This window comes from Variovorax paradoxus NBRC 15149 (assembly GCF_001591365.1).
Classification (GTDB): Bacteria; Pseudomonadota; Gammaproteobacteria; order Burkholderiales; family Burkholderiaceae_C; genus Variovorax; species Variovorax paradoxus.
Genome location: NZ_BCUT01000007.1, coordinates 697,306 through 719,171 on the forward strand (window position 1 = coordinate 697,306; position 21,866 = coordinate 719,171).

Consider the following 21,866-nt stretch of genomic DNA (forward strand, 5'->3'; position numbering starts at 1 on the left):
CGATGCGCGCTGGCTCAGGGCTGGTCGGCCAGTGTCTTGTGCACGCCGAGTTCGCGCAACGCACGCAGCTGCGTGGCCACGGCCGAGACGAAGCGCGGATTGCTTCCCAGGTCGTTGTCGAACACCGGCGCGAAAGCCGCGAACACGGCCACGCGCGCTTCGTCGGCCTGTGCCGGCGCGGACGCGGCCGCCGCGCGTTCGGCCGCAGCGCAGCGTTCGGCCAGCGCATCGGCGAGCGGGTCCTGGATCTCGTGACGGCGGCCCAGTTCGTCGATGCCGCGCAGGTAGTGCAGCCAGGCCGCGACGGCCAGTGCAAGACGGTCGATCGGAGCGCCCGCAGCCAGGCGCTCGCGCACCGTGCCCAAGAGGCGCTGCGGCAGTTTCTGCGAACCGTCCATCGCGATCTGCGCGGTGCGGTGCGCGAGCGCCGGGTTGGCGAAGCGCTCGAGCAGGCGCTGGCGGTAGGCATCGAGGTCGAGGCCGGGCAGCGCCGGCAGCGTGGGTGCGATCTCCTCGCCCATCAGGCGGTCGAGGTAGCGGTGCAGGGCCGGCGTGGCGACGGCGCGGTCCACGGTGTCGAGCCCTGCCATCGCGCCCAGGTACGCAAGCGCCGAATGCGCGCCGTTGACCATGCGCAGCTTGAGCGTCTCGAAGGGCCGCGCGTCGGGCACGAAGCGGGCGCCGCCGGCATCCCAGGCCGGGCGGCCGGCCGCGAAATCGTCTTCCACCACCCATTCGAGAAAACGTTCGCCGACCACCGGCCAGGCGTCCTCCAGCCCGAGCGCGGCGTTGACCTGCGCGCGGTCGGCGTCGGTGGTGCGCGGCACGATGCGGTCCACCATCGAGCAGGGAAAGCTGCAGTGCTCGGCGATCCAGCGTGCCAGCTGCGGATCGACGCGCTGCGCGAAGTCCAATACCAGGCCGCGCAGCAAATGGCCGTTGGAAGGCAGGTTGTCGAGCGACAGCAGCGTGACCGGTGCGAGCCCGCGCAGCTGCCGCAGGCGCAGGCCCGAGACCACGAAGCCGAGCGTGCCGCGCGGCGCATCGGGGCGCGCGAGGTCGTGCAGCACGTCGGGATGGTCGGCGCGCAGCGCACCGGTGGCGGGGTCGTGGCTGTAGCCCTTTTCCGTCACGGTGAGGCTCACGATGCGGGTCGCGGGATGCGCGATGCGCGCGAGCACCGCCGCCGGGTCTTCGGGCGCGACCTGCACGCCGAGCAGGCAGCCGATGACCTGCAGCGACGCGCGCGGCGTGCCGGCCTCGTCCACGTCGCGCAGCGTGAGCATGTAGAGGCCGTCCTGCGGCGCGAGCGCATCGCGCGTGTCGGGGCTGCGCAGCGACACGCCCGCAATGCCCCAGCGCAAGTCGCCGCTCGCATGCAGTGCCGCTTCGTTGACGGCGGCCAGGTGCCCGCGCTGGAACGCGCCGACGCCGAGGTGGACGATGCCGGCCTCGAGTGCTGCGCGGTCGTAGGCGGGGCGCGCCACCGCGGGCGGCAGCGCGGCCAGCATCTCGGCATTCAGCCTGGTCATGGCGCTCACCAGTTCCACAGCGTGCCGTCGTGCTGCAGGCGGTTCACCGGCAGGTAGGCGCGCTTGTAGGGGTACTTCGCGGCCAGCGCCTCGTCGATTTCCACGCCGTGGCCGGGCACGTCGCCGGGGTAGAGCATGCCCTGGTCGAAGGTGTAGGCGTGCGGGAACACGGCGTCGGTCTCTTCGGTGTGGCGCATGTATTCCTGGATGCCGAAGTTCGGCACCCACAGGTCGAAGTGCAGCGCCGCACCCATGCACACCGGCGACAGGTCGGTGGCGCCGTGGCAGCCGGTGCGCACCTGGTAGAGCGAGGCCAGGTCGGCAATGCGGCGCAGGTGCGTGATGCCGCCGGCATGGACCACGGTGGCGCGCACGTAGTCGATCAGCTGGTTTTCGATGAGCTCCTTGCAGTCCCAGATGGAGTTGAAGATCTCGCCCACCGCCAACGGCGTGGTGGTGTGCTGGCGGATCAGGCGGAAGGCGTCCTGGTTCTCGGCCGGCGTGGCGTCTTCCATCCAGAAAAGGTTGAACGGCTCCAGCGACTTGCCCAGGCGGCCCGCCTCGATGGGCGTGAGGCGGTGGTGCACGTCATGCAGCAGGTGGTGCTCGAAGCCGAGCTTCTCGCGGATGCGCTCGAACAGCTTGGGCGTGTGGCGCAGGTACTTCTCGGTGGACCAGTCGTGCTCGGAGGGCAGGTCGGCATCGGCCGGTTCATAGAACAGCGTGCCCTTGCCAACGCCATAGACTTTTTCCAGCCCCGGCACGCCGCTTTGCGCGCGGATGGCCTTGTAGCCGGCGTCCGCATAGCGCAGCACCTCGTCCACCGTGTGCTCGATGTCGCTGCCGTTGGCATGGCCGTAGACCATCACGCCGGTGCGGCTCTTGCCACCGAGCAGCTGGTACAGCGGCAGGCCAGCGGCCTTGGCCTTGATGTCCCACAGCGCGGTGTCCACTGCGGCGATGGCGGTCATGGTGACCGGGCCGCGGCGCCAGTAGGCGCCCTTGTAGAGGTACTGCCAGATGTCCTCGATCTGGTGCGCGTCGCGCCCGATCAGGCAGGGAATGACGTGCTCTGTGAGGTAGGCGGCCACGGAGAGTTCGCGCCCGTTGAGCGTGGCGTCGCCGATGCCGGTCAGGCCCTCGTCGGTTTCGAGCTTGAGGGTGACGAAGTTGCGGCCGGGGCTGCAGACGATGACGCGGGCGTTGGTGATTTTCATGGTTGAAGCAAGAGAGATGGCGGGGCGGCGGCAGCGTTCGTGCGTCGTCAGCCGTTCCAGCCGAGGTGGCCGAGGAAGTCGCGCGTGCGCTCCACGGTGGGGTGCTCGAAGATCTGCGCGGGCGGGCCCTGTTCGATGATGGCGCCGGACTCGAACACCACCACCCAGTCGGCCACGCGCCGCGCAAAGCCCATTTCATGCGTGACCACGATCATGGTCATGCCCTCCTGCGCGAGCTTCTGCATCACGCTGAGCACTTCGCCCACGGTCTCGGGGTCGAGTGCGGAGGTGGGCTCGTCGAACAGCATCACTTCGGGCTCCATGGCCAGGGCGCGCGCGATGGCCACGCGCTGCTGCTGGCCACCCGAGAGGTTGGCCGGAAAGTTGCCGGCCTTGGCCGAGAGCCCGACCTTCTCGAGCAGCGCCATGGCGCGCGCCTTGGCCTCGGCCTCGCGCATGCCCAGCACGGTGATGGGGCCCATGGCCACGTTGTCGAGCGCCGACTTGTGCGGAAACAGCTCGAAGCTCTGGAACACCATGCCCATGCGCTGGCGCACCTTGCGCACCGCCGATTCCTGCGCGGGCAGCGGCACGCCGTCGATCAGCACGCGCCCGCCGTTGATGGTTTCCAGCGCGTTGGTACAGCGCAGCAGGGTCGACTTGCCCGAGCCCGAAGGGCCGATCAGGCACATCACCTCGCCCTTGTGGACCTGCAGCGAGACGCCATCGAGCGCCACGAAGTCGCCATAGAGCTTGCGCACCTCTTCGTAGACCAGCACCGGCGGCTGGTCGGCGTTCTTGCGCGCCGGGGCGCGGGCAATGTCGTTGTTCATTCCTTGACTCCATATTTGCGGTGGATCCAGTCCACCAGCTTGGCTTGCGGGTAGCCCATCAGCCAGTAGAGGACGGCCATGGCGGTGAGCATTTCCAGCACGCGGAAGGTCTGCGCGCGGATCTGCATCGCCGTGTAGGCCAGTTCGCTCACGGCGATCACGGACACCAGCGAGGTGTCCTTGAAGAGCGAGACCCAGGTGCTCGCGATCACCGGCAGGATGCGGCGGCCCGCCTGCGGAATGACTACCTTGAACATGGCCTGGCGGCGCGACATGCCCATGGCAAGCGCCGCCTCCAGCTGCCCCTTGCGGATGGAGTTGATGCCGGCGCGGAAGGTCTCGGCGTTGTAGGCCGAGATGTTGAGCACCAGCGCCACCAGCGCGGTGACGAGCGGCGACAGCTGGAAGTCCACCGCCATCGGCATCACGTAGAAGACCCAGTAGATCACCAGGATCAGCGGCAGGTTGCGGAAGAACTCCACGAAGCCGAGCGAGGCCGACTGCAGCAGCTTGTTGGACGACAGCCGCATCAGTGCCAGCACGATGCCGCCCGGCACGGCCAGCAGCATGGTCAGCACCGTGAGGCCCACGGTCAGCGCCGCGCCTTCGAGCAAGGCCTGGCGGTGCGTCCAGATCACGGACCAGTCGAAAGTCATGGGATGGCCCTCTTCATCATGAACGCCCCAGGTGCGCGACGCGGTGGTAGAGCCGGTCGATGCCGCGCGTGACCGGGAACAGGATCGCGAAGTACGCCACCATCACCGCGGTGAACACTTCCACCGGCCGGTAGCTCTGGCCCGCCACCGTTTCGGCGCGGTGCATCAGCTCGGGCACGGCAATCACGGTGGCAATGGCCGTGTCCTTGATGGCGATGGTGAGGATCGAGCCGAAAGCCGGCAGCATGCGGATGGTGGCCTGCGGCAGCAGCACCTTGCGCAGCAGCTGCGCACGCGACATGCCCAGCGCCAATGCGGCGCGCGTCTGGCCCGGCCGGATCGACTCGATGCCCGCGCGGATCACCTCGGCCGCATAGGCCGCGATGTGCAGCGTCAGCGCGATCACCGCGGCCCAGAACGGCGCGAAGGTGAAGCCCACGAGCAGCGGGAACGCGAAGTACATCCACACCAGCACCACCAGCACCGGAATGGCGCGCATCGAGTCGATGTAGAACACGAGCAGCCGGCGCAGCCAGCCGGGGCCGTACAGCCGCAGCAGCGCGATCGCCAGGCCCGCGAGGATGCTGGTGACTGCGCTGATCAGGCTCAGCGCGACCGTCACGCCCAGGCCGCTGGCGAAGAAACGCCAGTTGTCGGCAATCGGGGAAAAGTCGAATTCCATGGAAGCTCCGCGGGAGAGGGAAGGGCGGCAGGATCAAGCGACCCCGCCCTCAGAACGTGACGAGCACCTTCATCGCGCGGTGCCGGTCCGCCGCCAGCGCGAAGGCGTCGTGCACGCGTGCCACCGGCACCGCCTCGGTCAGCAGGGGCGACACGTCCAGCAGGCCGCGGCTCAGGTAGTCCACCGCCCAGGCGTATTCGTCGACGAAGCGGAAGCTGCCGACCAGGTGCAGGCTCTTGACCATGACCTGGTTGAACGGGCAGCCCTCGCTGTTGCCGCCGAGCGTGCCCACCTGCACGATGGTGCCGCGCGGGCGCGTCGACCGGATGCAATTGGCCAGGCCGCCGTAGTGGCCCGAAACCTCGAAGCACGCATCGACCTGGCCCTTGTCCGCGGCCAATGCCTGCAGCGCATCGGGCTGCGTGGCCGCGTTGATGGTGCGCGTCGCGCCGACGCGGGTGCAGGCCGCGAGCGTCTCGTCCACGATGTCCACCGCAATCAGCTGGCTCGCGCCCGCGAGCTTCGCGGCCATGAGGATCAGTGCGCCGATCGGCCCCGCGCCCACCACCATCACTGTCTTGCCGAGCAGCGAGCCGGCCTCCTGCACCGCATGCAGTGCCACCGCCAGCGGCTCGCCGAAGGCGGCCAGCTCGAACGACAGCGTGTCGGGCACGATGAGGCACTGCGTGGCCTCCACCACCACCTGCTCGCGCATCGCGCCCTGCATGTGGGGCCAGCGGCTCGCGCTGCCGAAGAAGTGCACGTTCTCGCAGTGGTTGGAAGCGCCCGCGCGGCAGAAGCGGCAGACGCCGCAGGTGCGCGACGGGTTGAGGGCCACGCGGTCGCCCGGCTTCACCGAGCTCACCTGCGCGCCCACTTCGATGACCTGGCCCGAGGCCTCGTGCCCCGGCGTCAGCGGTGCGCGGATGACGAAGTCGCCGACGCGGCCGTGGCGGTAGTAGTGCAGGTCGGAGCCGCAGATGCCGACCGCCTTGACGGCCACGCGCACCTGGGTGGGCGCCAGCGGTTCGGCCGGGCGTTCGGCAAGGCGCAGGTCGAGCGCGCCGTGGATTTCGCAGTTCAGCATGGTGTTACTTCAGGTTCTGCGTCATGCGGCGCTCTTCTTCGCTGAGCGCGGGCTGCATGCGCTGGGCCACGGCGCGCAGCCAGTCGAGGTACACCTGCTGGTCCTTCGCCACGCCCATGCCGGTCTGGATCTGGAAGATCTTGCTGTCCTGGCAGTCGTTCTCCTTGGGGAACACGGCCAGGCCCTTGACCTTCTTGCTGATGTTGGGCCACAGCATGCGGTTGAGCGGCGCCACGTCGGAGCGGCCGGCCAGCACCTCTTCGATGGGCGCGACCGAACCGGAGTTGGCCACGCCGCGCAGCTTGGCCTTCGCGAACTGCTGGCGCACCAGCGGCTCCTCGCCGGCGCCCGAGAAATACGCCATGGTGATCTCGGGCTTGTTGAAGTCTTCCAGCGCGCGCGCGCTGGTGAACTTCGGGTTGTCGGCGCGGCCGAACATGCACACCCCGGTGCTCGAGAAGGTGACGAAGTCGATGATCTTGGCGCGCTCGGCGGTCTCGTTCAGCGGCCCGATCATGATGTCCATCTGGTTGGCCGTGAGCGACGGCACCTTGGTCTCGTGGCTCACCGGCACGGGCTCCACCTTCACGCCCAGCAGCTTCGCAAACTCCTTGCCCAGCGTCCACGACGGGCCGGACCACGGCTCGCCGTCGCCCGCGGTGTTCTGCGCGAGCCAGGGCGGGTTGTTGACCACGCCCACGCGCAGCACGCCGGCCTTGCGGATGGCGTCGATGCGCGGGCTCGCGCCGGGTGGCGGCGGCGTCTGCGCCAGTGCGCCGAGGCAGGTGCCGGCCAGGGCGGCCGCGAGTGCTGCGCGGGCCAGCTTGCGGCCGAGGAAAGTGCGGGGGATGTGTGGCATGAAGGTCTCCGGTTTTCTGTTGGCTTGATGTGTGACTTGCTTGCTTATTTCAGTGCGCCGATCACGCGGGCCTCGTCGGCGTCGAGCTGCGCCTTGCGGGCCTTGGCGACCTGCCGCAGCCATTCGAGGTAGGCGGGCTGGTTCTTGTCGACGGCCAGGCCGACCGGCGAGGCTTTTTCGGTGCTGCCCTGGCAGTTGTTTTCCTTCGGCAGCACCGCGAGGCCCTTGACCTTGTGCTGCAGCCCGACCCACGGCACGCGGTTGATCGGTGCCGCATCGGCGCGGCGCGCCATGATTTCTTCCACCGGCGCGGTGGCGCCGGAGCTGGCCACGGCGCGCAGCCTGGCCTTGGGGAAGCGTTCCTTGACCCAGCCTTCCTCGGCGCCGCCGGTGAAGTAGGCGATCGTCACTTCGGGCCGGTTGAGGTCGTCCACTGATGCGGCCTTGGCCAGCTTGGCGTTGTCGGCACGGCCGAACATGCACACGCTGGTGGCGGAATAGACGACGAAGTCGACCACCTTCAAGCGCTCGGGCGTTTCGCCCAGCGGGCTGATGGTCATGTCGACCTGGTTCGATGCCAGCACCGGCACCTTGGTCTCGTGCGACACCGGCACCGTGCTGAGCTTGACGCCGAGCAGGCGGGCGTACTCCTTGGCCAGCAGCCAGGCCGGGCCGCTCCAGGGCTCGCCGTTGCCGGTGGTGTTCTCGATCAGCCAAGGCGCGTTCTGCAGCACGCCGACGCGCAGTTCGCCGGCCTTGCGGATGGCGTCGATGCGCGGGCTCGCGCCGGGCGCGGGCGGTTCCTGCGCCTGGACGGCGCCGAAGCTGCCGGCGAGCAGCAGTGCGGCCAGGCCGCGGGCGAGTTTGGGCTTCATGGTTCGTGTCTCCGTCTTTTTTTGAAAGGATGAAGCGCGCCGGGGCAGCCGCGCGCGGGGCAGGGCGCCTAGCGCCAGCTCTGGGCGAACTCGCCGATCACGCGTTCCAGGTGCGCCCGCATGGCCAGCCGCGCGGCCTCGGCATCGCCCGAGACGATCGCGGCAAAGATGCGCTGGTGGTCGTCCTGCGACTGGAGGCGAAGTGCGGGCGAATGGAAGTGCTGCTCGATCTGCGTCCAGATCGGGCCCTTGGCCTGGTCCCAGAGATTCGTCACCGTCTGCAGCAGCACGCTGTTGCCGGTGGATTCGGCAATGTGCAGGTGGTACATGCGGTCGGCCGCCTCGTTGGCTTCCTTGTCGTGCATCTGCTCGCGCATGGTGGCGAGCGCGCCGAACATCTTGTCGAGGTCGGCGTCCTTGCGCGTGGTGGCCGCCAGCGAGGCGATCTCGGACTCGATCAGGCAGCGCGCGCGCAGCAGTTCGAAGGGGCCGGCACCGGTTTCCTGCACCACCGGCAGCCGCGTGGGCGCGTCCTGCGGCTGGCAGATGTAGATGCCCGAGCCGCCGCGCACCTCGACCACGCCCTGCAGTTCCAGCGCAATGATGGCCTCGCGCACCGAGGTGCGGCTGACGTCGAAGCGCTCGGCCAGCGCCCGTTCGGAGGGCAGCCGCTGGCCAACCAGAAACTCACCCTGTTTGACCAATTCATGGATATTGGCAGCCAAGCGCTGATACGGCTTCTCCATTGGAGGTTGGCCGATCTTCGACATCGCTTCAGAGGAGGGGTGAATGAGCTTGAGGGCCATGGCGGATCAAAGTGGTTAGACCACATTTTGCGTGGCATACCAATTCCGCCCATAGTGGTTTACCACTAGCAATGGCGTTTGCGCGGGCGCCGCGGCGCCTGGGGCGGCCGCACCCTATGGCAAACTTCCGCGCTTTATCCGCAAGGCGTCCGAACGGCGTCGCCAGTTCCAGGGATCCCCTCCGACATGCAAAAAATCATTCGCCAGCTGGCCGCCGAGATCAAGGTAGGCGAGCACCAGGTGAAGGCGGCCATCGAACTGCTCGATGGCGGTGCCACGGTTCCGTTCATTGCCCGCTACCGCAAGGAAGTGACCGACGGCCTCGACGACATCCAGCTGCGCGAACTCGAGGCGCGCCTTTCGTACCTGCGCGAACTCGAAGACCGCCGCGCCGCGGTGTTGAAGAGCATCGACGAGCAGGGCAAGCTCACGCCCGAGCTGCGCGCCGCGATCGAATTCGCGCCGACCAAGCAGGAGCTCGAGGACCTGTACCTGCCGTTCAAGCAGAAGCGCCGCACCAAGGGCCAGATCGCGCGCGAGTTCGGCATCGAGCCGCTCGCCGACAAGCTGCTGGCCGACCCCACGCTCGACCCCGCCGTGGAAGCCAAGGCCTTCCTGCAGCCCGCCACCACGCTCGACGATGGCAAGCCGGGCCCCGATTTCTCGACCGTTCCCGCCGTGCTCGACGGCGTGCGCGACATCCTTTCCGAACGCTGGGCCGAGGATGCAGCGCTGGTGCAGAGCCTGCGCGAATGGCTCTGGAACGAAGGCCTGCTCAAGTCCACGCTGATGGCTGGCAAGGACGAGAACAACGCCGACATCGCCAAGTTCCGCGACTACTTCGACTACGACGAGCCCATCGGCCGCGTGCCTTCGCACCGCGCGCTGGCGGTGTTCCGCGGCCGCGCGCTCGACATCCTCGACGCCAAGCTGGTGCTGCCGGTGGAGCCCGAGCCGGGCAAGCCCAGCGTCGCCGAAGGCCGCATCGCGCTGCACCTGGGCTGGAGCCACGCCGGCCGCGCGGCCGACGACCTGCTGCGCAAGTGCGTGGCCTGGACCTGGCGCGTGAAGCTCGCGCTTTCCACTGAGCGCGACCTGTTCACCCGCCTGCGCGAAGAGGCCGAGAAGGTGGCGATCAAGGTGTTTGCCGACAACCTGCGCGACCTGCTGCTGGCCGCACCGGCCGGCCCGCGCGTCGTGATGGGGCTGGACCCCGGCATCCGCACCGGCGTGAAGGTGGCCGTGGTCGATGCCACCGGCAAGCTGGTCGAGACCGCCACCGTGTTCCCGCACGAGCCGCGCAAGGATTGGGAAGGCTCGCTGCACACGCTCGGCAAGCTGTGCGCCAAGCACGGCGTGAACCTGATCGCGATCGGCAACGGCACCGCCAGCCGCGAGACCGACAAGCTGGCCGCCGACCTCATCAAGCTGCTGGCCAAGATGGCCGCGCAGGCCGGCGCACCCGAGATGACGGTCGACAAGGTGGTGGTCAGCGAGGCCGGCGCTTCCGTCTATTCGGCCAGCGAATTCGCCTCGCAGGAAATGCCCGACGTGGACGTGAGCCTGCGCGGCGCCGCCAGCATTGCGCGCCGCCTGCAGGACCCGCTGGCCGAGCTGGTGAAGATCGACCCCAAGAGCATCGGCGTGGGCCAGTACCAGCACGACGTGAACCAGAGCGAACTCGCGCGCACGCTGCAGGCCGTGGTGGAAGACTGCGTGAACTCGGTGGGCGTGGACCTCAACACCGCGAGCGTGCCGCTCCTGAGCCGCGTCTCGGGCCTGTCGGCCAGCGTGGCCAAGGCGGTGGTGCGCTGGCGCGAAGCCAACGGCGCGTTCTCCACGCGCAAGCAGCTGCTCGACGTGAGCGGCTTCGGCCCCAAGGCCTTCGAGCAGAGCGCGGGCTTTTTGCGCATCCGCGGCGGCGCCGACCCGCTCGACGTGACCGGCGTGCACCCCGAAACCTATCCGCTGGTCGAGCAGATCATCGTCAAGACCGGCAAGCCCATTGCCGAGCTGATGGGCCGCGCCGAGATGCTCAAGACCCTGAAGCCCGAGCTGTTCGCGAACGAGAAGTTCGGCGTCATCACGGTGAAGGACATCCTCGGCGAACTCGAGAAGCCCGGCCGCGACCCGCGCCCCGACTTCAAGGTGGCGCGCTTCAACGATGGCGTGGACGACATCAAGGACCTCGTCGAGGGCATGATCCTCGAAGGCACCGTGAGCAACGTGGCGCAGTTCGGCGCCTTCATCGACCTGGGCGTGCACCAGGACGGCCTGGTGCACGTGAGCCAGCTGAGCCACAAGTTCGTGAACGATGCGCGCGAGGTCGTCAAGACCGGCGACATCGTCAAGGTCAAGGTGATGGAAGTGGACGTGGCGCGCAAGCGCATCGGCCTGTCGATGAAGCTCGACGCGGCGCCCGCGCGCCGCGACGGCCCGCGCGACAACCGTTTCGAAGGCGCGGGCCGCGGCCAGCAGCAGGGCCCGCGCCGCGACAACTCGCCGCAGCCCGCGGGGCAGATGGCGAGTGCGTTTGCGAAGCTGCAGGGGTTGCGCAAGTAGTATTCATTGAGAGCGTCATCTCGTAGCGAACGGGGCGATCAAGTTGCCGAGCAAGTCAGAAACCGGGCCGAGGGAGTGAGTGCAATGAGCCGCCAGCCAGTCCCAATCACGAAGGTGCGCGTCATCGATCGTCCGAATGCCTGTCCGAGCGGGCAATCGAAAGAAGGCGCTCAACCCGAAGGCGAAGAGGCCACTGCGGCCACTCCCTCGATCAAGGAGTTGCTGCTTTTCGCGCCTGCGCGTAGCGAGCTCCTCGTTCTGCGGAGAGGTGAAGCACGCAGGCGGGGTGTTGCGCCGGATCAATGAGAGAAGTCCGGATGCCTTCTTTGCACATGGATGTCATTTCCGAGCAAAGGGTGGCATGAAAGCCCTGCGCATCTACGCCGGCCCCGCCGCCCGCAAGCACATCGAACAGCACGGCCTGCGTCCGCAGGACGTGCGCACGATTCCCGGCGCGGCGGGCGGCCCCAAGGGCCTGATCCTTGGGCCGCTCGACCGCTTCATCTTCGGGCGCTGGCTCGCGCAGTCGAGCCAGCCGGTGCACCTGGTGGGCGCGTCGATCGGCGCATGGCGGCTGGCCACGGCCTGCCTCGCGGATCCGCAGAAAGCCTTTGCGCGTTTCGAGCACGACTACGTGCGCCAGCAGTTCGATGTACCGCCGGGGCAGAAGCGCCTGAGCCCGCAGCAGCTCAGCGAGCGCTTTGCCGACAGCCTGGCCGACTTCTATGGCGGGCGCATCGGCGAGGTGCTGCACCACTCGCGCTACAAGCTCCACGTGGTGACTTCGCGCGGCCGCCACATCCTCGGGCGCGAGGGCAGGGCACGCACGCCGGTCGGCTACCTGGGCGCCTTTGCCACCAACAGCCTGCATCGCAAGGGGCTGGGCGCATGGCTCGAACGCTGCGTGTTTTCCACGCCCGGCGCGGCCTTGCCTTTCGGCACGAAAGATTTCCGCACGCGCCAGCACGCGCTCAGCGAAGAGAACTTCAACCTGGTGCTGCAAGCCTCGTGCTCCATTCCGTTTCTCCTGGCCGCGGTGCACGACATTCCCGGTGCACCGCGCGGTGCGTACTGGGACGGCGGCATCACCGACTACCACCTGCACCTGGACTACCAGCCGGCCGACGAAGGCATCGTGCTGTACCCGCATTTCCAGCGCGCGGTGGTGCCGGGCTGGCTCGACAAGGGCCTGCGCTGGCGCCACCGGTCCACCAGCTTCCTGGACCGCATGGTGGTGCTCGCGCCCGATGCCGGCTGGGTGCGCTCGCTGCCCAACGGCAAGCTGCCCGACCGCAAGGACTTCATCCACTTTGCGAACGACGCGCAGGCGCGCATCAGCGCATGGAGCCGTGCCACGCGCGAGGCCGAGCGGCTGTCGGACGAGTTCGAAGCCTGGCTCGCAACCGGCGGTCGCACGCGCGACATCCTGCCGCTCTGAACAGGCCCCGCCGGGGCAAACCCTGAGGGGTCGGCGGCGCAGCGGCTTCGAGAATGGCCGGATCATTCTTGTCCAGAGAAAGCCGCCATCCATGCCGCAGGCCCGCATTTCACGCCGCCGATTCACCCTTGCCGCCGCTGCCGCTGCGACTGTTCCGATGCCCGTGCTGGCACAGAGCGCGTGGCCGAACAAGCCGATCCGCATCATCGTGCCCTACACGCCGGGCGGGTTCACGGACCAGATGGCGCGGCTGGTGCAGGTGGGCCTGCAGGCGCGGCTCGGCCAGCCGGTGCTGGTCGACAACAAGCCCGGTGCCAACAGCCTCATCGGCGTCGATGCCATTGCCAAGGCACCGCCCGACGGCAGCACCTTCGGCGTCGTGATCGCGGCCTATGCGGCCAACACCACGCTGTATCCCAAGCTGCCCTACGACCCGCAAAAGGACCTGGCGGGCGTCTCGCTGATGGGCATCTCGCCGCTGCTGGCCGCGGTCAACATCAATGCACCGTTCAAGACCGCGCGCGAACTCATCGACTACGCACGCGCCAATCCCGGCAAGGTGAGCTTCGGCTCGTCGGGCAATGGCTCGGCCGCGCACCTGACGACCGAGCTGTGGAAGTCGCTCACGCAGACCTACATGATCCACATTCCGTACCGCGGCGCAGTGCCTGCGCTCACGGACCTGATGGGCGGCCAGATCCAGCTGTTCTTCGATGCACCCACGGGCCTCATCAACCAAGCCAAGGCGGGCAAGGTGCGGCTCATCGGCGTGGCGGGCGACAAGCGCCTGGCCGCTGCGCCCGATGTGCCGACCTTCATCGAGCAGGGCTTCGCGGGCTTCACCGGCAGCACCTGGGCCGGCATGCTGGCGCCGGCCGGCACGCCGCGCGACATCGTCAAGCGCATGTCGGACGAGCTCGCGCGCATCATCAAAAACGAAGAGACGCGCGCCAAGCTGGACGCCATGGGCACCATTCCGGCCGGCAGCACGCCCGAGGAGTTCGATGCCTTCATCAAGGCCGAAACGGCCAAGTGGGGCAAGGTCATCCGCACCGCGGGCGTGAAGGCGGAATAAGAAAAGCCTCAGGCCGCCAGCACCAGCACCTTGAACTGGCTCGGCACGATGCGCATGCCCACGATGTTGCAGCGGTTCTGCACCGACAGGCTGGTCATGCGCGTGCAGGGCGTGCCCTTGAGCAGCACGGTGAACGCGCCGGTGATGTGGCGCGAAGGGCCCATCACGGTCTGCGACACCACGCCCATCAGCACGCCCGCGTTGTCGCCGTTGGTGATGGGCGTGGTGGTGGCAAGGTTGTGCGCCGGCGTGCCGCCGTAGAGGATGTTCCAGGCATTGGGAATGGCCGTGGGCCCGAGCGCGAAGTTCGGGTAAGGGATGGGCAGCGCCGGCGGCGTCTTGCAGACGTCGGGAAATGCGAGGTCCATGCCCATCATCTGTGCGTTGGCAAACATGCGTAAGGCTCCTTCAATCAACCCATGTGGATCTGCTCGGCGTCGACCTTGACCAGCCCCTTGCTGGTCAGCAGCGTGTTCTTCGAATGCAGGCGCAAGGTCTGTTCGGCCTGGATGTCGATCTGGCCGGCACGCACCTGTTCCATCTCCTCGGTCAGGCGGAAGCTCGAGCGGGTGAGCAGGTTGAGGCGATCCAGCACCACCTCGCAGGTGCGCCCGACGAAGCGCGACACCAGTACGCTGAAGCGGATGCGGGCGCCCTGGTAGTCCATCTCCCCGATCTCGCAATGGGCCCGCCGGGCCTGCGCGCGCCACTCGGGCGACTGCATGGCGATCGAGGTGTCCGACTCCAGCGCCATCGGGCCGGCGCTGCGCGCGCGGATGCCACCCGAGCGCGACACCAGCGTCAGGTCGCCGTCCACGGCCAGCGTTGCCTGCCGCGGATCGGCCTGGACGACCACCGCGATGACGTAGCTGTCGCCCTGGCGGGTCGAGGTGATCAGCACCGTATCGCCCGGCGCAGGCAGCAGCAGGCAGCTGGCGACGCGCCGGCAGCGCAGCGATCCCTGGCCGTCGTCGAGGTCGACCTCGAACCAGGGATCGCCATCGCTGGCGATCACCGTGGCGGTCCGCGTGCCGGAGTCCGCGCGGGCCGCATGCGAAGGGCGCTGCATGAGCGGATCCAGCACACCTTGCGTTGCATGGCGTGCAGTGGCGATCGTGTCGCCGGCGGTGGTCCGGGTGGAGGTCATGGGCTTTCTTTCTTGGGGCGGCGGCCATGGATGTCGCGGTCCAGGCGGGATGGGCGCTCGGGTTGCTGGAGCGCCACCCTCTCGGCTTCGTGCAGCGCAGGGTCCCGCTCCAGCGTACCCAGGCGGGTACTGAACCTGGCGCCGTCCAGGTCGGCGCGATGAAACACGGTGCGCAGGAAAGCGGCATCGCGGAAGTCGGCCTGGACCAGCGAGGCGTAGGAAAAATCGGCGTAGTCCAGGCGGCTGCCGGCGAATGCGGTCTGCCCGCAGTGCGCGCGATGGAAGACGCCTTGCTCGAGCTGCGCCTGCGAGAAGTCTGCGCCGTCGAGATGGGCGTCGACCCAGATGCTCTGCTGGAAGTGGCCGCGCCGCGCATCGACGCCGCGCAGGTCGGCCTCGGGAAACAGGCACTGCATGGCCTGCCCCCCTGCCAGCACCGCATTGCGCAGGTCGGCCCCCTTGAAGTTGCACTGCGTGAGGCGCGCATCGCCGAATCGGCACGCCGTCAGCACCGCGTCGATGAATTGGCAGAGGTGGAACTGCTGCCCGGAGAAGTCCTGCCCCGCAAGATCCGCCTCGCTGAAGATCGCGTTCGTGAAGCTGGCTCCGGCGTAGCGCGTGCCCGTCAGCGCTGCGCGAAAGAAGATGGTCGACGAGAAGGCCACCGCATGGAAGGACGCGCCGGTCAAGTCGCACTCGGAGAACACGGCCTTGTCGAGGCTGGCACGGTCCAGGCAGGCGTTGCGCAGCTCGCTTTGATGGAAGTTCGCCTGGTCCATGAAGGCCTCTTCCAGCCGAATGCCCCACAGCGTGCAGCCGCTGAACACCGAATGCGGCATGGAGGCCGCATCCAGCACCGCATCCTGCAGGCTGCACTCGTGGAAGGCGGTGCGCGTCAGTTCCGCCGCCGGCAACTGCGCCTGGTCGAAGCGGCATTTCTCGAAGAGGGATTCGCCCAGGCGCGCGGCATCGGCCTGAACGCCCCGGAAGCTGCATTCGCTGAACACGCCGCCGCGCAGGTCGATGCCCCTCATGTCCATGTGGCTGAAGTCCTTCTCGCGGATCGGCTCGCCGTTGCGGACCTGGGCTGCCAGCGTCTCGGCATTCACGCGCCGCCCGCCTCGGGGCGCCGGGGCAGTGTCTTTATCTGGTCGATGTGGGCACCCAGGGTGATCGTGCCGGGGGTGATGAGGATCTGGGAGACATCGGCACGGAACAGGTTGGCTTCGCCCAGGTCGGCATCGACCAGGCAGGCCTTCTGAAGGTTGGCATTCATGAGATTGGCGAGCCGCAGGGAGGCACGCGTGAAATCGGCGCGGATGAAGAGGCTGTCGGGCGCCGCCGCCGCGCGCAGGTCCGCGCCCTTGAGCGACGCGGAGGAGAAATCGCAGGTATCGAGCGTAGCCCGCCTGAAGTTCGCGCCATCGAGAGGCAGCTCGCGCAGGGTGCAATGCACCAGCGTGGCATCCTCGAAGTCGGCTTCGCGAAGATCCGTGGTGCCGACGAAGCTGGTGGTCTTGAGCAGGGCATGCCGAAACCGGATGCCCTTGTGCAGCGGCGTGTGGGCCCAGCTGCAGGCTTCGACGGTGGCGCCGGAAAAATCCACCGACTCGAATTCGGCCTGCACGAACAGCACCTTTTCCAGGCGTGCCTCGCCGAAGTCGCAGCGCGCCAGCCGGCAGTGTTCGGCCATGCTCACGTAGCGGAGGTCGGCGCGCCGCAGGCTGCAATCCGCGAGTTCGATCCCCTGCAGCAACAGATGGCTCCACCTCGCTTCGTCGAGACAGCAGCCGTCGAGGCGCAGCTTTTCCATCTGCGTGCGCTCGAAGCGGGCCTGCGCGAAGTTGGTGTTTTCGCAGCGGGCGAGGCTGAGGTTGGCACGCTCCAGGTTGCAGCCCGTCAACGAGGCCTGGCGCAGGTCGGCGCGCACCAGCACCGATTGGCTCAGGTCGGCACCATCCAGGCAGGTGCCCTGGAGGCTAGCGCCTTCGAGCAAGGTCTGGTGCATGCGGGCGCCCCGCAGATCGAGGCCCGACAGGTCACAGCCCGTCAGATCCATGGCGGACAGATCGCGGTCCGCGGCCATGGCGGCGAGCACGCGTTCGCGCGTCTGCGCATTCTGTTCGGCAGCCATCGGATCGGCAGCGGCCTGGTGGTGGGCCGCCATGCGGTACAGCGCCAGCATGTCCTGCCGGCCCCGCTGCCCCATGGCCTGCAGCTCGGCGTGCTCGGCGGCGCTCATGGCCGGGGCGCCCGTGGCCGCGGCGATGCCGGCCAGGCCCTCGACGATCGTCTCGGCCTCGAATTTCGGCGGGCCCTTGAGCTGCGCGTTCCGGCTTTCCTCGGTGATCCGGCTGCTGTCGAAGCCCGCCTTGCGCGATTCGGATGCGTTGTCCCGGGCCGCCTTCGCGACCTCCTGCCTGGCTTCCTCCAGCTTGCGTTCCTGTTCGCGCTGGTAGGCGCGTGTCTTGTCGATGAACTCGGGCAGTTCGGCCAGCGTGGGCATCTTGTCGAAAGGCTTCGGCAGGGGCCGTTCCCGGAAATGGCGCGCCTTATGGCCGGCCTCCAGGCCGCGCGCCGTCAGTTCGGCGCGCAGGCGCTCGCCCTTGTCCTTGATGTTCCTTGCCAGGATCGATTCGCGCGCGTCGATCTGGTCCAGCCAGGGGCCGATGGCCGAGGCCGGCAGCAGTTCCTCGTCGAGGAGCGCATGGATCGCGCCTTTCTCCAGGTTGCAGCGATTCTCGAAGACCTTCTCGTAGTGGGAGAGGGGGCGCTGCGGACTGTCTGCCGCCTCCATCGCCGGCATGACATGCGTGATATCCGCGGCGTCGTCCTCTACGATGAGCGTCTCGCCGTGAAAGATCAGCATGACCTGCGCCATGTGCGGGAAGAACCAGGCGGTGGTCAGCCGCAGCGGCACCTCTTCCAGCGCAAGGGGTCGCGCAGACTTTCTCGCCACGAAGCCGCGTGCGCGCAGATCCGGAAGCCTTCCGCGCAACACCGCATGCTCCGGGTGCATGTTCCAGATCTCGTAGGGCGCGGCAGCGGGAATGGAAAGTTCGTCGTTCCAGCGCTGTTCCGCAGCCGCGGCGTTGAAGAACTGCCAGTCCATGTCGCGCGCGAAGCCGGGGTAGAGCGTCTCGCGCCACTGGTCGCCGTAGTCTGTTCCCAGCAGCTTCAGGCGTTCGGGCAGGTCGACGTCCATCGCACCCGGGCAGGCCGGGACCGGCCGCCGGTCGGGGCGGTCCATGCCATCGCCCGGGCGTTCGACGTTGGGAAGCCGCTGCACCAGCAGGCCATTGACCATCTCGGGTGCGTACCCGATGCCTGCGGGGTTGGCGGCAAAGCCGGGGCCACCGAACGCGTGTCGCCAGTCCAGGCGCATGGTGTCGAAAGCCTGCGGCTCGGTGGCGCGGCCATCCAGCCAGTAGCGGTCGCCCGAAACGAGGAACTGGCGTCGCAAGGTGCCGACGCGCAGGTCGACGGCGCAGCGTGTCTTGTCCTGCTGGTGGCAGGTGTAGGCCTGGCCGCTCACCAGGAATTCGGGCCGCAGCTTGGGAATGCCGAGATCGATCGCGGACTGGCTTCCCAGTTCGGCAGAGACGGTCTTCCAGAGCTCCGTCTCCGGCAGCAGCACGCCCCCTTCGCCGAGAGTGTGCATGCCGATCACGGTGAGTGCGAGACGCTGGCTTTGCGCGCGCAGGAAGGGTCGCGTAAGGACGCTCAGGCGCAGGGGTTTGATGGTTTTCACGGCGGGATCAGCGCCTTGCGCCGCGGATCACCAGTGGGGTGTGCCTGCGGTCGATGGCCAGTCGCGACGGGTCTTGCGGGTCCTGCAGCAGATGAATGTCAGGCCGGCCCGCGGAAAAATGGGCCAGCAGGTCCTCGTCGATGAGCGTGCGCAAGGTGGTCTGCTGCTCGATGCCGGCGGCATCGACGTAGGCGACGCCCAGCTGCACGGCCGTCATGCGCTGCCCGACGGGGCCGCGCCGGGAGTAGCCGCTGGGCGAGCGCACCAGGGAAACCGCAACGCCCTGCAGCGGACGCCCGCTGGCCTGCAGCTGCTGCCACAGCCGGCCTTCCTCGGCATAGGCGCGATGGCTCATCAGCGACACCGTGAGCACGATTGCGGCGAGCACGATCACGCCCAGGCTGACGATGCCGAACACTCCCCACAGCACGATCTCGAGCACGTTTTCCACGCTTCAGAGCAGGATCTTGAGCGCCTGGATGCCGGCGCGCAGGCCGCCCGTCTTGATCTCCGTGCCCACGAGCTGGATGAGCGCACCGGCATCCCCCAGCGACATTGCCTTGTTCTTCCACTCCGCGCCCACAGCCTCCAGCTTCACGCCGATGGCCTGCGCCTGCACGCCGATGGCCATCGAACGCACGGCCACCACGCCCAGCGAAATGCCCGACACGTCCATGTTCAGGCCGGTGCCGCCCAGGCGGAACCACCTCCAGTCGCTGCTCTTGGAGTAGTTGTTGGTGTAGGAGATGGAGTTGTTGGTGTAGTTGACCGTCAGGTTGTTGTAGGTGTTGGACGTCGTGTTGTAGACGTTGGTGTTGATGACGTGCTGCGTCGTGTTGTGGATGTGGTTCGTCGTGTTGAAGGTCACATCCGGGGAGGTGTGCACCGTCGGGCCGGTCACCGTGGTGTTCGAGGGGCCGTTGACCAGCACGGTGTTCGAGGTGTCGATGGTGTCGTTGCGTCCGCCGCTCACGAAGCGGATCTCCCGTCCATCGATGGTGCCGTGGAAGCCGCCGGTGATCGCAAGGTTGACGCCGCCCGAGATCGTGTCGTTCAGCCCGCCGCTGAGCGTGCGCTTCTTGCCGCCCGAAATGGTCTGCGTGACGCCGCCGCTGACCGTTTCGCTGAAGCCGTCGGTCACGTCGCGCGTGTCGCCGCCGGAGATGGTTTCTTTCGCGCCGGCGGTGATGTCGCGCGTCTCGCCGCTCTGGTAGGTGGCCGACTCGTGGCCCTTGATGAGCGTGGTGCGGGTGCCGTCGGTGGTGTGCGTTTCGTCGGCTTCCACTTCCACGTCGAGGTTGCGCTCGGCATGCAGCAGGATCTGCTCGGCGCCGCTGCGGTCCTCGAAGCGCAGCATGTTGGCCTGGTTGGCCGCGCCGCCGCTGCTCGAGCGCGTGAGGATGCCGCTGGCCGTGGCATTGGCGGGCAGTTCCCACGGCGGCATCTGGTCGTTGTTGTAGACGCGGCCGGTGATGATGGGTCGGTCGGGTTCGCCGCCGATGAAATCGACGATCACTTCCTGGCCCACGCGCGGCATGTGCATGGTGCCGTAGTTGGCGCCGGCCCAGTTGCTCGACACGCGCACCCAGCACGAGCTGTTCTCGTCCGACTGGCCGTAGCGGTCCCAGCGGAACTGCAGCTTCACGCGGCCGAAGCGGTCGGTCCAGATCTCTTCGGGGCCGACCACGGTGGCGGTCTGCGGGCCGTTGGTGCGCGGCTTGGGCGTCTTGCGCGCGGGGCGGTAGGGCACGCTGGAGGGCAGCACGGTGAAGTCGAACTCGCACACCGATTCGGCCGTGCCGCCGGTTGCGTACTCGGGCTCCTGCAGGTCGTAGCGGGTCTGGGTGACGAGGTATTCGCGGTTGTCGGCCTCGCGCGGGCAGTGTGTCATCTGGAACAGGTAGCCCGGCGCCATGCCCGCCACGTTGGTGTGCCCCGTGGCCAGTTCGTGCGCGCACTGCAGCTCCTGCAGGCGGATCTTCGCGTAGCTGTCGCCCTGGTCGTTCTCGCTGTAGCCGCCCAGCCATTCATAGACTTCGTAGCTCGAATGGTCGTGGCCCTTCGGATCCTGCTGCACGCTCTGGAGCGAGGCGCGCGACTTCCTGAAATCGAAGTCGTCGAGCATCACGCGGCCCGAGGTGATCTGCTCCGAGATGCGCCACTGGTCGATGCAGGGCTCCATGGCGTTCACCACGCGGTCGCGCGGACGGTAGGCGATGGTGGCGTGGCCCGGCAGGGTGCTGTAGCCGCCGACATCGTCGGCCAGCACCAGCAGGTGCGAGCCGTTGCGGTGCTCGAAGTGGTAGGCAATGCCCTCGTGCTCCATGAGGCGGCAGACGAAGGCGAAGTCGCTCTCCTGGTACTGCACGCAGTATTCCCATGGGCGGTAGCTGCCGCTGAGGCGCTTCTCGTATTCGAAGCCGTATTTGCCGAGCACTTCGTCGAGCACGTCGGGCACGCTCATGTTCTGGAAGATGCGGCAGTCGGTGGTGCGCGTGAGGTACCAGAGCCAGGGCTGCACCAATGCGCGGTAGACGTAGTGGCGGCCGGTTTCGTTGGCGCGGCCCACGAGCTCGAAGCGCACCACGGTGCCGTTGAGAAAGCGCGATGCGCCTTCGTCCTGCAGTTCGAGCGTGAGCGAAGTGCCCAGCAGCTTCTTCAGGTCGAGGTTGAAGCTGGGGCTGACCATGTCGACCTCGAACTCGAACAGCTGCGAGAGGCCTTCCTGTCCCCGCATCGCGCGGAACTTCAGCTGCTCGGCGTTGAGTACGGTGTGAACCTGGACGGTACGTGGCATTCGAAATTTCCCTGGCCCTTGGGGCTTCTGCGGATGCGAAGCCTTCGATTGGCAGTCTAGAAATTCCTTATGTCATATACATGACGTGCGCTTCTGTTGCGGGGCGTTCAAGGGTTCGGGGCGCGTGCACAGATCACCGGGTACTCCCCTCCGCGAATGTCCCCCGGCCTTCGGCCTCCTCCTTGTACCGGGACTTCTCGCGCAGTCAAGCACGGGTTTGGGTTGGTTTTTCTGCCAAGCTGTATCGCTTGCGAGGCATTGAGGATCGAGGCGCAACGAAACGAGGAACAGACTGCACATCTACCGACGGTCTTGTTGCACTGGCACGTGGCCGTGCGGACCCAGATACGAACCGCTCAGCGGGGCTCCATTCATTTCTCGTGATGCCCACTACAACCGGCATCACCAAGGAGGAGTCGAGCTTGCCCGCTGCCGGTCTGACCTGTTCATTGCATCTTCGAACTCACGTCTGGCAAGCAAATAAACAACAACAAAGGGTATCCGAACGGCTGGCGCTACGTCGCGATCACCGCGACGATGACGCCTGGT

The 21,866-nt window shown here is 67.6% G+C and carries 18 protein-coding genes; 3 read left to right on the top strand and 15 right to left on the bottom strand.

The window, feature by feature from the left end; all coding sequences use genetic code 11:
• Positions 1 to 14 precede the first annotated feature (14 nt).
• The 9 genes from VPA02S_RS28830 to VPA02S_RS28870 all read right to left on the bottom strand — a co-directional run bounded on the left by VPA02S_RS28830 (position 15) and on the right by VPA02S_RS28870 (position 8,547).
• On the bottom strand, positions 15 to 1,532 hold the full coding sequence (locus VPA02S_RS28830) for a mannitol dehydrogenase family protein (protein WP_038107165.1): 1,518 nt from the start codon (positions 1,530 to 1,532) through the stop codon (positions 15 to 17).
• A gap of 5 nt (positions 1,533 to 1,537) precedes the next feature.
• Positions 1,538 to 2,749 (bottom strand): D-mannonate dehydratase ManD, encoded by a 1,212-nt coding sequence (manD, locus tag VPA02S_RS28835; RefSeq protein ID WP_018904453.1) that lies wholly within the window; start codon positions 2,747 to 2,749, stop codon positions 1,538 to 1,540.
• Between the two features lie 47 nt (positions 2,750 to 2,796).
• Positions 2,797 to 3,582 (bottom strand): amino acid ABC transporter ATP-binding protein, encoded by a 786-nt coding sequence (locus VPA02S_RS28840; protein WP_018904452.1) that lies wholly within the window; start codon positions 3,580 to 3,582, stop codon positions 2,797 to 2,799.
• Positions 3,579 to 4,238: an amino acid ABC transporter permease gene (locus tag VPA02S_RS28845; RefSeq protein WP_012747983.1), complete on the bottom strand. Its 660-nt coding sequence runs from the start codon at positions 4,236 to 4,238 to the stop codon at positions 3,579 to 3,581. Before VPA02S_RS28845 ends, VPA02S_RS28840 begins: the two co-directional genes overlap by 4 nt.
• A gap of 16 nt (positions 4,239 to 4,254) precedes the next feature.
• On the bottom strand, positions 4,255 to 4,920 hold the full coding sequence (locus VPA02S_RS28850) for an amino acid ABC transporter permease (RefSeq protein ID WP_012747982.1): 666 nt from the start codon (positions 4,918 to 4,920) through the stop codon (positions 4,255 to 4,257).
• Between the two features lie 49 nt (positions 4,921 to 4,969).
• Complete coding sequence (locus VPA02S_RS28855) at positions 4,970 to 6,007, bottom strand: L-idonate 5-dehydrogenase (protein ID WP_018904451.1); 1,038 nt, start codon at positions 6,005 to 6,007, stop codon at positions 4,970 to 4,972.
• 4 nt (positions 6,008 to 6,011) lie between these two features.
• Positions 6,012 to 6,866, bottom strand: a complete 855-nt coding sequence (locus tag VPA02S_RS28860) for a substrate-binding periplasmic protein (RefSeq protein WP_018904450.1) — start codon at positions 6,864 to 6,866, stop codon at positions 6,012 to 6,014.
• A 44-nt stretch (positions 6,867 to 6,910) separates the two neighbouring features.
• Entirely contained in the window at positions 6,911 to 7,741 is an 831-nt protein-coding gene (locus VPA02S_RS28865) for a substrate-binding periplasmic protein (protein ID WP_018904449.1), read from the bottom strand.
• 68 nt (positions 7,742 to 7,809) lie between these two features.
• Positions 7,810 to 8,547, bottom strand: a complete 738-nt coding sequence (locus VPA02S_RS28870; protein ID WP_012747978.1) for a FadR/GntR family transcriptional regulator — start codon at positions 8,545 to 8,547, stop codon at positions 7,810 to 7,812.
• 186 nt (positions 8,548 to 8,733) lie between these two features.
• Here VPA02S_RS28870 and VPA02S_RS28875 point away from each other — a divergent pair, with 186 nt between their 5' ends.
• The 3 genes from VPA02S_RS28875 (at position 8,734) to VPA02S_RS28890 (ending at position 13,622) form a co-directional block, all read left to right on the top strand.
• Positions 8,734 to 11,109: a Tex family protein gene (locus VPA02S_RS28875; protein WP_018904448.1), complete on the top strand. Its 2,376-nt coding sequence runs from the start codon at positions 8,734 to 8,736 to the stop codon at positions 11,107 to 11,109.
• A 361-nt stretch (positions 11,110 to 11,470) separates the two neighbouring features.
• Positions 11,471 to 12,547, top strand: a complete 1,077-nt coding sequence (locus VPA02S_RS28885) for a patatin-like phospholipase family protein (protein ID WP_018904447.1) — start codon at positions 11,471 to 11,473, stop codon at positions 12,545 to 12,547.
• A gap of 91 nt (positions 12,548 to 12,638) precedes the next feature.
• The gene (locus VPA02S_RS28890; protein WP_020610575.1) at positions 12,639 to 13,622 is read left to right on the top strand and encodes a tripartite tricarboxylate transporter substrate binding protein; all 984 of its coding nucleotides are present in this window, start codon (positions 12,639 to 12,641) and stop codon (positions 13,620 to 13,622) included.
• A gap of 8 nt (positions 13,623 to 13,630) precedes the next feature.
• On the opposite strand, the gene VPA02S_RS28895 is transcribed toward VPA02S_RS28890, so the two are convergent.
• From VPA02S_RS28895 to VPA02S_RS28920, 6 genes are read right to left on the bottom strand one after another with little or no spacing between them, the layout of a single operon-like run.
• Complete coding sequence (locus VPA02S_RS28895; protein ID WP_018904446.1) at positions 13,631 to 14,017, bottom strand: DUF4150 domain-containing protein; 387 nt, start codon at positions 14,015 to 14,017, stop codon at positions 13,631 to 13,633.
• A gap of 17 nt (positions 14,018 to 14,034) precedes the next feature.
• Positions 14,035 to 14,769, bottom strand: coding sequence for a DUF3540 domain-containing protein (locus VPA02S_RS28900; protein WP_018904445.1), 735 nt, complete (start codon positions 14,767 to 14,769; stop codon positions 14,035 to 14,037).
• Positions 14,766 to 15,878: a pentapeptide repeat-containing protein gene (locus VPA02S_RS28905; RefSeq protein WP_018904444.1), complete on the bottom strand. Its 1,113-nt coding sequence runs from the start codon at positions 15,876 to 15,878 to the stop codon at positions 14,766 to 14,768. The genes VPA02S_RS28900 and VPA02S_RS28905 overlap by 4 nt, the downstream gene beginning before the upstream one ends.
• A complete protein-coding gene (locus VPA02S_RS28910; protein WP_018904443.1) occupies positions 15,875 to 18,520 on the bottom strand; it encodes a DUF2169 family type VI secretion system accessory protein in 2,646 nt (881 codons plus the stop codon). The genes VPA02S_RS28905 and VPA02S_RS28910 overlap by 4 nt, the downstream gene beginning before the upstream one ends.
• Positions 18,521 to 18,527: 7 nt before the next feature.
• The gene (locus VPA02S_RS28915; protein WP_018904442.1) at positions 18,528 to 18,971 is read right to left on the bottom strand and encodes a hypothetical protein; all 444 of its coding nucleotides are present in this window, start codon (positions 18,969 to 18,971) and stop codon (positions 18,528 to 18,530) included.
• A 3-nt stretch (positions 18,972 to 18,974) separates the two neighbouring features.
• On the bottom strand, positions 18,975 to 21,317 hold the full coding sequence (locus VPA02S_RS28920; RefSeq protein WP_018904441.1) for a type VI secretion system Vgr family protein: 2,343 nt from the start codon (positions 21,315 to 21,317) through the stop codon (positions 18,975 to 18,977).
• Between the last annotated feature and the right edge of the window lie 549 nt (positions 21,318 to 21,866).

What these genes read in the sequence shown, in the direction of transcription:
- VPA02S_RS28860 (WP_018904450.1), bottom strand. Translation starts at nt 6,866, where the DNA reads ATGCCACACATCCCCCGCACTTTCCTCGGCCGCAAGCTGGCCCGCGCA.
- VPA02S_RS28830 (WP_038107165.1), bottom strand. Translation starts at nt 1,532, where the DNA reads ATGACCAGGCTGAATGCCGAGATGCTGGCCGCGCTGCCGCCCGCGGTG.
- VPA02S_RS28855 (WP_018904451.1), bottom strand. Translation starts at nt 6,007, where the DNA reads ATGCTGAACTGCGAAATCCACGGCGCGCTCGACCTGCGCCTTGCCGAA.
- VPA02S_RS28900 (WP_018904445.1), bottom strand. Translation starts at nt 14,769, where the DNA reads ATGACCTCCACCCGGACCACCGCCGGCGACACGATCGCCACTGCACGC.
- VPA02S_RS28875 (WP_018904448.1), top strand. Translation starts at nt 8,734, where the DNA reads ATGCAAAAAATCATTCGCCAGCTGGCCGCCGAGATCAAGGTAGGCGAG.
- VPA02S_RS28895 (WP_018904446.1), bottom strand. Translation starts at nt 14,017, where the DNA reads ATGTTTGCCAACGCACAGATGATGGGCATGGACCTCGCATTTCCCGAC.
- VPA02S_RS28865 (WP_018904449.1), bottom strand. Translation starts at nt 7,741, where the DNA reads ATGAAGCCCAAACTCGCCCGCGGCCTGGCCGCACTGCTGCTCGCCGGC.
- VPA02S_RS28890 (WP_020610575.1), top strand. Translation starts at nt 12,639, where the DNA reads ATGCCGCAGGCCCGCATTTCACGCCGCCGATTCACCCTTGCCGCCGCT.
- VPA02S_RS28870 (WP_012747978.1), bottom strand. Translation starts at nt 8,547, where the DNA reads ATGGCCCTCAAGCTCATTCACCCCTCCTCTGAAGCGATGTCGAAGATC.
- manD (WP_018904453.1), bottom strand. Translation starts at nt 2,749, where the DNA reads ATGAAAATCACCAACGCCCGCGTCATCGTCTGCAGCCCCGGCCGCAAC.
- VPA02S_RS28920 (WP_018904441.1), bottom strand. Translation starts at nt 21,317, where the DNA reads ATGCCACGTACCGTCCAGGTTCACACCGTACTCAACGCCGAGCAGCTG.
- VPA02S_RS28840 (WP_018904452.1), bottom strand. Translation starts at nt 3,582, where the DNA reads ATGAACAACGACATTGCCCGCGCCCCGGCGCGCAAGAACGCCGACCAG.
- VPA02S_RS28845 (WP_012747983.1), bottom strand. Translation starts at nt 4,238, where the DNA reads ATGACTTTCGACTGGTCCGTGATCTGGACGCACCGCCAGGCCTTGCTC.
- VPA02S_RS28885 (WP_018904447.1), top strand. Translation starts at nt 11,471, where the DNA reads ATGAAAGCCCTGCGCATCTACGCCGGCCCCGCCGCCCGCAAGCACATC.
- VPA02S_RS28850 (WP_012747982.1), bottom strand. Translation starts at nt 4,920, where the DNA reads ATGGAATTCGACTTTTCCCCGATTGCCGACAACTGGCGTTTCTTCGCC.